Consider the following 9,307-nt stretch of genomic DNA (forward strand, 5'->3'; position numbering starts at 1 on the left):
AGAATGAGATTTTGGGAGGAAAATATGAAGAAATTACTATTTTTAGTTGTAGTTTTGATTTTTATGGGGTGTTCTAATACACAAATAGATAAAAATCAGAAAAATGATATTGCGATTTGTAAACAATACCTAGATAACTGGAAATTAAGTGATTTGGAATATAAAATCCAAGAAATCCACACGTATAACAAAGAATTAGCAGATGAATTAAATAAAGATCTACTAGCTAAAAATCAAGCTAAAAAAGATTTAGAAACTTTGCTTAATAAAATAGAGGTTTCTATTAAAACACATAGAATCGACAGGATTGAAAAAGATTTTGCAAATACAATAAAAAATAGAGAACTTATAAAAATTTTGAAAGAAAATGATTTTTCTTATCACAAAATTATTATTGGAAAGCCGAAATTTTATAAAAATACTGCGTCTAATGTGATAGGGCTAGTGTATTTAGATCAAGTAATGTATTTATCAGTTGAGTACAAACTAAAAGAGAGTAAATGGAGGATTGAAGGGTGGAGAGTAAAGAATTTTTAAAAAATGAAATAAAAATTCTAGTTCCATCTACCTTAGAAAATTTATCTGTTGTTAGGTCATTAATAAGGGCATACTTAACAAGTTACAAGATAGATGACCGTAGTATAATGGAGATTTTAACTATAACAGATGAGCTGGCTACCAACGTAGTAGAACATGGGTATCAATATAAACCAGGGGAGCTTATTATCACAGTTGAAAAAGATGAAAATCTTATAAAACTTGTAGTAGAGGATAATGGAGTTGGTTTTGACGATACTAAAGTTAGTAAAGAAGAAGGTGGAATGGGGTTAAGAATTGCCAAAAAAATGTCAGATAATTTTAAAATTGAAAAAAAAGTAAATGGAACAAAATTCAAAGTTGAAAAGAGAGTGAAGGAGGAAAATAAATAATGAATACAGAATTTAGTTTAGTTGAAAAAAGAGAAGACGGAGTAGTAATAATCAATGTAAGTGGAGAATTAGACGCTTTAGTTGCTCCTCAATTAAAAGATAAAATATCTCAAGACATGGAAGATGGAGAAAATAAATTTATCATAAACTTTGAAGAGGTAGTACATATCAACAGTTTAGCTTTAGGAATCCTTAGAGGAAAATTAAAATCTGCAAGAGAAGCAGGAGGAGATATCAAATTAGTTAAACTAAGTGAACATATAAAATCTATTTTTGAAATGATAGGATTAGATGAGTTATTTGAAATATATGATGAAGAAAATGGAGCGTTAGAAAGCTATAAAAAATAAAAGGGAGTTTAAGAAAGGATAGATATGGATTATATATTAGGAGTAGGATTAGGAATAATCGGACTTAGTATAGTATTTGCAATGCTTTATAAAAAGTCTGTTATAGATAAAAAAATAGAAGAATTAAAAAATATGGAAGACGAGCAATTAAAAGGAAAAGTAAAAGCAAAAGAAATAATTAAAAATGCTGAAGCTGAGTCTTTAATTATAAAAAAAGATATAGAATTAAAAGCTAAAGAGATAGCATATCAAATAAAAGAGGAAGCTGAAAAAGAGATAAAAGCTTCTAAAAATGAAATATTACAAAAAGAGTTAAGAATCACTAGAAAAGAAGAAAATATTGATAATAAATTAGAAAAATTAGAACAAAAAACTTTAGAACTTGATAAAAAAGAAGAGTTATTAGAAGAAAAAATTCAAGAAGCTGAAGCTTTAAAATTAAAAGAAGAGGAAGAGCTTGAAAAAATATCAGGTCTTTCTAAAAATGAAGCTAAAGAACTTCTTATTTCAAAATTAAAAGATAGCTTAACTCACGAAACAGCTGTAGCTATAAAAGAATATGAAACAAGATTACAAGAAACAAAAGAGGATATGGCAAAGAGAATAATTTCTACTGCTATTGGAAAAGCTGCATCAGAATATGTTGTTGACTCAACAGTTTCTGTTGTAAATCTTCCTAATGATGAGATGAAAGGAAGAATCATCGGAAGAGAGGGAAGAAATATAAGAACTATAGAATCACTTACTGGTGTTGACGTAATAATTGACGATACTCCAGAAGCAGTGGTACTTTCAAGTTATGATGGTGTAAAAAGAGAAATTGCAAAAAGAGCAATTGATAAATTAATATCTGATGGAAGAATCCACCCAGGTAAAATAGAAGAGCTTGTAAATAAAGCTAGAAAAGAAATCGAAAAAGATATAATAGATGCTGGAGAACAAGCATTATTAGAAGTTGGAATCCAAGGACTTCACCCAGAAATTGTTAAAACTTTAGGAAAATTAAAATATAGAACAAGTTATGGACAAAACGTGTTAGTTCACTCAATAGAAGTTGCTAAACTTTGTGGAACATTAGCAGCTGAGCTTGGTTGCAATGTAAAACTTGCAAAAAGAGGAGGACTATTACACGATATAGGAAAAGTATTAGACCACGAAACAGAATCTTCTCACGCTATAATTGGTGGAGAATTTTTAAGAAAATTTGGAGAAAAAGAAGATGTTATCAATGCTGTTATGGGACATCATAACGAAGTTGAAAAGAAAACAGTTGAGGCTGTTCTTGTTCAAGCTGCTGACGCTGTATCAGCTTCAAGACCAGGTTCAAGAAGAGAAACATTATCTGCTTACTTAAAGAGACTTGCTTCTCTTGAAGAGATAGCAAACTCATTTAAAGGAGTAGAATCTTCTTATGCTATCCAAGCTGGTAGAGAGATGAGAATTGTTGTAAATCCTGAAACAATCTCTGATGATGAAGCTATAATAATGGCTAGAGATATGGCTAAAAAAATCGAAGATACAATGCAATATCCTGGACAAATAAAAGTAACTATCTTAAGAGAAACAAGAGCTACAGAATACGCAAGATAGAAAATAAAATAAAAAATAATTATAAAATTAAACCTGATATAGAAAATATGTCAGGTTTTTTTATACAAAAAAATAATAAAATAATAATTTCGGAAACAGAAAAAATCAAAGAAATGTTAAAAACAGTGTTCTGAAATAAGAAAAAATATTTTTTTTTAAAATAAAATGTGAAAAAATTTAAAAAAACTATTGACAATTTGTAAAAAAAAGGGTATATTTTAAGTAGATGAACACGAGAACAATTTTGTGTCAAAAAACATATATAAATATTGGAGGGATTGTATGAAAAAATTTGCTTTAGTATCAATTATATCTATTTTAGCTTTAACTGGATGTACAAATGTTAAAGCTCCTAACGTAGAGAAAAAAATCACTTGGGAACACGCAGGAAACTTACCAGCTCAAAAAGGATTTGAGAAAAACTATGGAGTAGCAGGAGTAATGTGTGGAGTAGTAAGCGATAAATATATAATCGTTGGTGGAGGAGCAAACTTCCCATTTGTACCAAATGAAAAGGGTGGAGCTAAAAAAACTTACTCTGATATTTACTTATTAGAAGCAAATGGAACTAAATTAACAACAGTAGACCATATCAACTGGGAAAACGAAATCGGTTACGGAGCATCTGTAACAACTAAAGACGGAGTTTATTACTTTGGAGGATCAACAAATCCTGAAGCAGATAACGACGTATTATTAGCAAAAGTAGTAGATGGAAAATTAAGCGTTGAAAAAGTAGGAGATTTACCATTCACATTACAAAACGGTGGAGCTGTAGAAAAAGACGGAAAAGTTTACATCTATGCTGGAAAACAAAACGGAAAAGGAAGCAACAAATTCTGGGAATATGACTTAGCTACAAAAGAAGCTAAAGAATTAGCACCAGTTCCAGGAGCAGAACAAAGAACACAAGTTGTAGGACAAATATTAAACGGAGAATTATATGTATTCAGTGGAGGTTCTTCAGTAGCTTACACAGACGGATACAAATATAACTTCGATACAAAAGAATGGACAAGAGTTGCTGATGTAGAATTAGACGGAGAAGGAATCTGTTTATTAGGTGCTGGATCAGTAAAATTAAACGAATCTGAAATGTTAGTAATCGGAGGATTCAACAGACAATTATGGAACGACGCTAACCACTTCTTAGGAACATTAAAAGGAAAAGAATTAGCAGAGTACAAAGCTGAATATTTTGGAGCAGAACCTCATCAATACAACTGGAACAGAAATATCTTAGTTTACAACTCAGTTAAAAACGAATGGAGAACTTTAGGTGAAATACCATTTGACGCTCCATGTGGAGAAGGATTAGCAATAATCGGAGATAAAGTTTACTCAATAAATGGAGAAATCAAACCAGGTGTAAGAACAGACAGAATGTTTACTGGAACAATCATAAGAAAATAATTGCATAACACAATAGAAGGAGACGGGTATGGTTACTCAAAAGGAGATAGCTGAAAAATTAGGAATAAGTAGAACAACTGTGGCAAGAGCTATTAATGGAAGTCCTTCTATAAAAAAAGAAACAAAAGATAAAATAATGGAGCTAGTAGAGAAATATAATTATGAGAAGAACTATATCGGAAGTACACTAGCATTAAAAACAAGAAAAGTCATATATGCCCTTGTGGTTAAATCTAAAAATGAGTTTTATACCAAAGGGATATATGATGGAATCTGTGAAGCTGAAAAAGAATTTAGACCTTACAATATGTCTATAAAAATCATTCAAACAGATATTAATGACGAAGAACTTCAACTAAGAAAATTAAAAGAGATTTTATTAGAAGACGATATAGGAGGACTCATAATTACTCCTCTAGCAAAAGAGAAAATATATAAAATTTTAAAACCATATTTAGAAAATCTAAAAGTTATTTCTTTAGGAATGAGACTTCACAAAGATATATTACATGTAGGACCTGATTATAAAAAGATGGGCAGAATAGCAGGGGAGATAATGTGTAATATTTTGAGAGATAAAGAAAAGATATTGATTATTGATAATGGAGACGATAAAGTATCTTCAAAGGCTTATTTAGATGGATTTGTTTCCAAAATAAAAGGATCAGATTTAGACATAATAGGACCGATTAAAGGAAATAGCGTTGAAAGTACAATAGGGATAGTTCAGAAATATTGTGAAGAAGATGATATCAAAGGAATATATATAAACAGATATTCTCAAGATAGTTTAAATAAAATTCCTAAAAAATTACTGATTGGTAAAAAAATAGTTACCAATGGAATGGACGATTTGATAAAAAAATTGATAAAAAATAAAGTGGTTACAGCTACAGTAAAAGAACAAGTTTTTTTAGAAGGGTATACAGCCGGAAAAAAAATATTTGATCAAGTTATAAGAAACTATGAAATAGTTAATAAATGGGAAGTTTTAAAACCAAGAATAATATTTTTGGAAAACTTAGCAGATGAATAAAATAAAGGGGTGGACAAAGATTATGAAAAAAGCAGTTACATTATTAGGTATCGGAGCAATGTTATTTGGAGTTATGACAACTGACGCTCTAGCAAAAGAATACAAATTAAAAATGGGAATGGTTGCAGGAACTTCATCTAACGAATATAAAGGTGCAGAATTCTTCGCAAAACAATTAGCAGAAAAATCAAACGGACAAATCAAATTAGCTTTATACGCTGACGGACAATTAGGAGACGACAGAAGTATGATCGAACAATTATCAGGAGGAGCATTAGACTTCACTTTCGCTGAAATGGCAAGATTCCAATTATTCTTCCCAGAAGCAGAAGTATTCTCTTTACCATATATGATAAAAGACTTTGATCACGTTCATAGAGCAACTTTCGAAACAGACTTTGGTAAAGACTTATTAGAAAAAATCGATTCTCAATTAGGAATTAAAGTTCTTGCTCAAGCATACAACGGAACAAGACAAACAACTTCTAACAGAGCAATCAACTCTATAAAAGATATGAAAGATCTTAAATTAAGAGTTCCTAATGCAAGTTCAAACTTAGACTATGCTAAATATTCAGGAGCAGCTCCTACACCAATGGCTTTCTCTGAAGTTTACTTAGCTCTACAAACAAACTCAGTTGATGGACAAGAAAACCCATTATCAGCAGTTAAAGCTCAAAAATTCTATGAAGTACAACCATACTTAGCTATGACTAACCATATCTTAAATGACCAAGTATACATAGTTTCAAGCATGACTTTAGAAAGCTTACCAGCTGACTTACAACAAGTTGTAAAAGACGCAGCAGTAGCGGCAGCAGATTATCATACAAAATTATTCGTAGATGAAGAAGCAAACTTAAAAGAATTCTTCAAACAACAAGGTGTAACTATTACAGAACCTAACTTAGACGAATTTAAAGCTGCTATGAAACCTGCATATGACAAATATATAGCTAAAAACAAAGCTGTTGGACAAAAAGCAGTTGACGAAATATCAGCACTAGTAAAATAATAAAAGAAACATAAAATTTTATACTTAAATTTATATTTCTAGTGGCTTCTTAGGGGGTCACTAGAAATTTACTATTAGATAAAAAATAAAAAGGTGGGAAAGTTAATGAAAAAATTTGATAAACTTGAGGAATATATAGGAGGAAGTCTTTTCGTAGTTATATTTGCGATTCTTGTATTGCAAGTATTTTTTAGACAAGTTATAAGAACTCCGTTAGTGTGGAGTGAGGAATTAGCTAGACTAATATTCGTTTATGTAGCGATGTTAGGAATTAGTATTGGAATTAGAAAACAACAACATATTTTTATAGATTTTTTATTTACTCGTTTTTCTCCAGTAGTACAAAAAGTAATATTTACTATTAGCCAAATAATAATATTTGCTTGTATTATTTGTATGGGTTGGTTCGGAAAATATCTGGTTGCTAAAAAATGGATATTTGAAATAGTAACTCTTAATGTTTCTTCTGGATGGATGTATTTAGCAATGTACGCAATCTCTTTCTTAATGATGATTCGTTTCTTCCAAGCTTATGCAGACAACTATAAAGAAGGAAAAGTATTTATCCCAACAAAAGTATTTATTGGTTTATTTGTATTAATACTTGTAGGACTTGCTGTAAATCCTGGTATGTTTAGAGCATTAAGCCCAGCAAACTACTTTGATTTAGGAGACAATGCTGGTGTTATAGCAATAATAGCTTGGTTAGTAATAATGTTTGTAGGAGTTCCAGTTGGTTGGTCTCTAATGATAGCAACTATCTTATACTTCAGTATGAGTAGATGGAATGTAGCGATGTTTGCTTCAGCAAAACTTGTTGACAGTTTAAACAGTTTCAGTTTAATCTCAGTTCCATTCTTTATTTTAACAGGAATATTAATGAATGGTGCTGGAATAACAGAAAAAATATTTAACTTTGCAAAAGCAATATTAGGACACTATACAGGTGGTATGGCACATGTTAACGTTGCAGCTTCTCTTATTTTCTCAGGAATGTCAGGATCAGCTATAGCAGATGCTGGAGGACTTGGACAACTTGAAATAAAAGCAATGAGAGATGAAGGATATGGTGATGACCTTTGTGGAGGTATCACAGCAGCATCTTGTATCATCGGACCATTAGTTCCACCAAGCATTTCAATGATTATATATGGAGTTATTGCAAACCAATCTATTGCTAAATTATTCTTGGCAGGATTTGTTCCAGGGGTTTTAACAACTTTAGCTCTTATGGTAATGTGTTATGCTATTTGTAAAAAAAGAGGATACAAAAAAGCTAAAAAAGCAACTTTTAAAGAACAAGTAAAAGCTTTTAAAGAATCTTTCTGGTCATTACTTACTCCAATTATTATAATCGGAGGAATATTTACAGGTAAGTTTACTCCAACAGAAGCAGCTATAATCGCAGCAGCTTACTCAGTATTCTTAGGAGCATTTATTTATAAAGAATTAACTTTAAAATCTTTCTTCGCTCACTGTGTTGAAGCAATGTCAGTTAGTGGAGTTACTTGTTTAATGATCATATCAGTTACATTCTTTGGAGATATGATAGCTAGAGAACAAACAGCAATGAAAATAGCTGAAATCTTTATGCAATATGCACATTCTCCATTAACAGTATTAGTAATGATTAACTTATTACTTCTATTCTTAGGAATGTTTATTGATGCTTTAGCATTACAATTCTTAGTATTGCCAATGTTAATACCAGTAGCAGCAGAAGTTGGAATAGATTTAATATTCTTTGGAGTTATGACAACTCTTAACATGATGATAGGAATTTTAACTCCTCCAATGGGAATGGCTTTATTCGTTGTTGCTCAAGTTGGAAAAATGTCAGTTTCAACAGTTACAAAAGGTGTTCTACCATTCTTGGTACCAATATTCTTAACACTTGTATTTATAACGGTATTCCCAGAAATAGTTACATTCTTACCATATTTAATATTAGGTAAATAGTGAGGTCTGAAATGAAAAAAATAGTAGGAATAGATATTGGTGGAACAATGATAAAATACGCTTTACTTTCTTTAGAGGGAGATATCCTTAAAAAAGGTGAAATTCCTACTGAAGCATCTAAAGGTGTAGAAAATCTGTTTATAAATATTTCTAAAGTCATAGAGGATTATTTAGATGAGGAGATTTTAGGAATAGCAGTTTCTGGAACAGGTCAAATAGATGGAAGCATTGGGAAAGTTATAGGAGGAAATCCTATAATTCCTGGTTGGATAGGAACAAATTTAGTAGAAAGATTAGAAGAAAAATTTAATCTGCCAGCAGTTCTTGAAAATGACGTAAACTGTGCCGCTCTTGGAGAAAAATGGATAGGGGCTGCCAAAGGAAAAAGAGATTTCTTATGTCTTACAATAGGAACTGGAATTGGTGGAGGAATTGTTTTAAATGATGAACTTTTAAGAGGAGATACTTGTGTAGCAGGAGAGTTCGGACATATTCAAATAGAAAAAAATGGTAGACAATGTCTATGTGGTAAAAAAGGTTGCTATGAAAGATATGCTTCGGCTACGGCTTTAGTTACAATGGTAAAAGAAAAATATGGTAAAGAGTTAAATGGAAAACAAATCTTTGACCTATATCATTCTGGAAACCAAATTATAATTGATGTTGTAGAGGAATGGATAGATTATTTAACAGATGGTTTAAGCACTCTATCTTATATATTTAATCCATCTCTTATAGTTATTGGTGGTGGGGTAACAAAACAAGGTGATTATCTTCTTGATAAAATAAATAAAAGTCTAGATGGAAAAATTGGCGAAAATTATAAGAAAAACCTTCAAATAAAATTTGCTGAATTAGGAAATGATGCTGGACTTATCGGAGCCACATATTTATTATTAAAAAAATTAAACAGAATATAATATATAGGAGGCAATCCAATGAATAGATTAGAAGAAGTTAAAGGAAAATTAATAGTTTCTTGTCAAGCACTTCCAGATGAACCATTACACAGTTC

Annotated in this window: 9 protein-coding genes and 1 pseudogene; all 10 read left to right on the forward strand. The window is 30.8% G+C overall.

The window, feature by feature from the left end; genetic code table 11:
* Nucleotides 1–24 precede the first annotated feature (24 nt).
* A complete protein-coding gene (locus I6E15_RS06705) occupies nt 25–537 on the forward strand; it encodes a hypothetical protein (protein WP_235247082.1) in 513 nt (170 codons plus the stop codon).
* The gene (locus I6E15_RS06710) at nt 516–929 is read left to right on the forward strand and encodes an ATP-binding protein (protein ID WP_235247083.1); all 414 of its coding nucleotides are present in this window, start codon (nt 516–518) and stop codon (nt 927–929) included. Before I6E15_RS06705 ends, I6E15_RS06710 begins: the two co-directional genes overlap by 22 nt.
* A complete protein-coding gene (locus I6E15_RS06715) occupies nt 929–1,279 on the forward strand; it encodes an STAS domain-containing protein (protein WP_177162219.1) in 351 nt (116 codons plus the stop codon). Before I6E15_RS06710 ends, I6E15_RS06715 begins: the two co-directional genes overlap by 1 nt.
* 24 nt (nt 1,280–1,303) lie before the next feature.
* Nucleotides 1,304–2,869, forward strand: a complete 1,566-nt coding sequence (gene rny, locus I6E15_RS06720; RefSeq protein ID WP_235247084.1) for a ribonuclease Y — start codon at nt 1,304–1,306, stop codon at nt 2,867–2,869.
* Nucleotides 2,870–3,151: 282 nt separating this feature from the next.
* Nucleotides 3,152–4,282: a cyclically-permuted mutarotase family protein gene (locus I6E15_RS06725; protein WP_235247085.1), complete on the forward strand. Its 1,131-nt coding sequence runs from the start codon at nt 3,152–3,154 to the stop codon at nt 4,280–4,282.
* Nucleotides 4,283–4,310: 28 nt separating this feature from the next.
* Nucleotides 4,311–5,318 carry a LacI family DNA-binding transcriptional regulator gene (locus I6E15_RS06730; protein WP_235247086.1) on the forward strand — a complete coding sequence of 336 codons (1,008 nt, stop codon included), beginning with the start codon at nt 4,311–4,313 and terminating at the stop codon, nt 5,316–5,318.
* Between the two features lie 22 nt (nt 5,319–5,340).
* Nucleotides 5,341–6,333 carry a sialic acid TRAP transporter substrate-binding protein SiaP gene (locus tag I6E15_RS06735; RefSeq protein ID WP_235247087.1) on the forward strand — a complete coding sequence of 331 codons (993 nt, stop codon included), beginning with the start codon at nt 5,341–5,343 and terminating at the stop codon, nt 6,331–6,333.
* Nucleotides 6,334–6,438: 105 nt separating this feature from the next.
* Nucleotides 6,439–8,292, forward strand: a complete 1,854-nt coding sequence (locus I6E15_RS06740; protein ID WP_235247088.1) for a TRAP transporter large permease subunit — start codon at nt 6,439–6,441, stop codon at nt 8,290–8,292.
* An 11-nt stretch (nt 8,293–8,303) separates the two neighbouring features.
* Nucleotides 8,304–9,212: an ROK family protein gene (locus I6E15_RS06745; protein WP_235247089.1), complete on the forward strand. Its 909-nt coding sequence runs from the start codon at nt 8,304–8,306 to the stop codon at nt 9,210–9,212.
* 18 nt (nt 9,213–9,230) lie between these two features.
* Nucleotides 9,231–9,307, forward strand: a pseudogene (locus tag I6E15_RS06750) (N-acetylmannosamine-6-phosphate 2-epimerase); the annotation flags it as partial.

Origin of the sequence: Fusobacterium perfoetens (assembly GCF_021531475.1) — a bacterium.
Lineage (GTDB): Bacteria > Fusobacteriota > Fusobacteriia > Fusobacteriales > Fusobacteriaceae > Fusobacterium_B.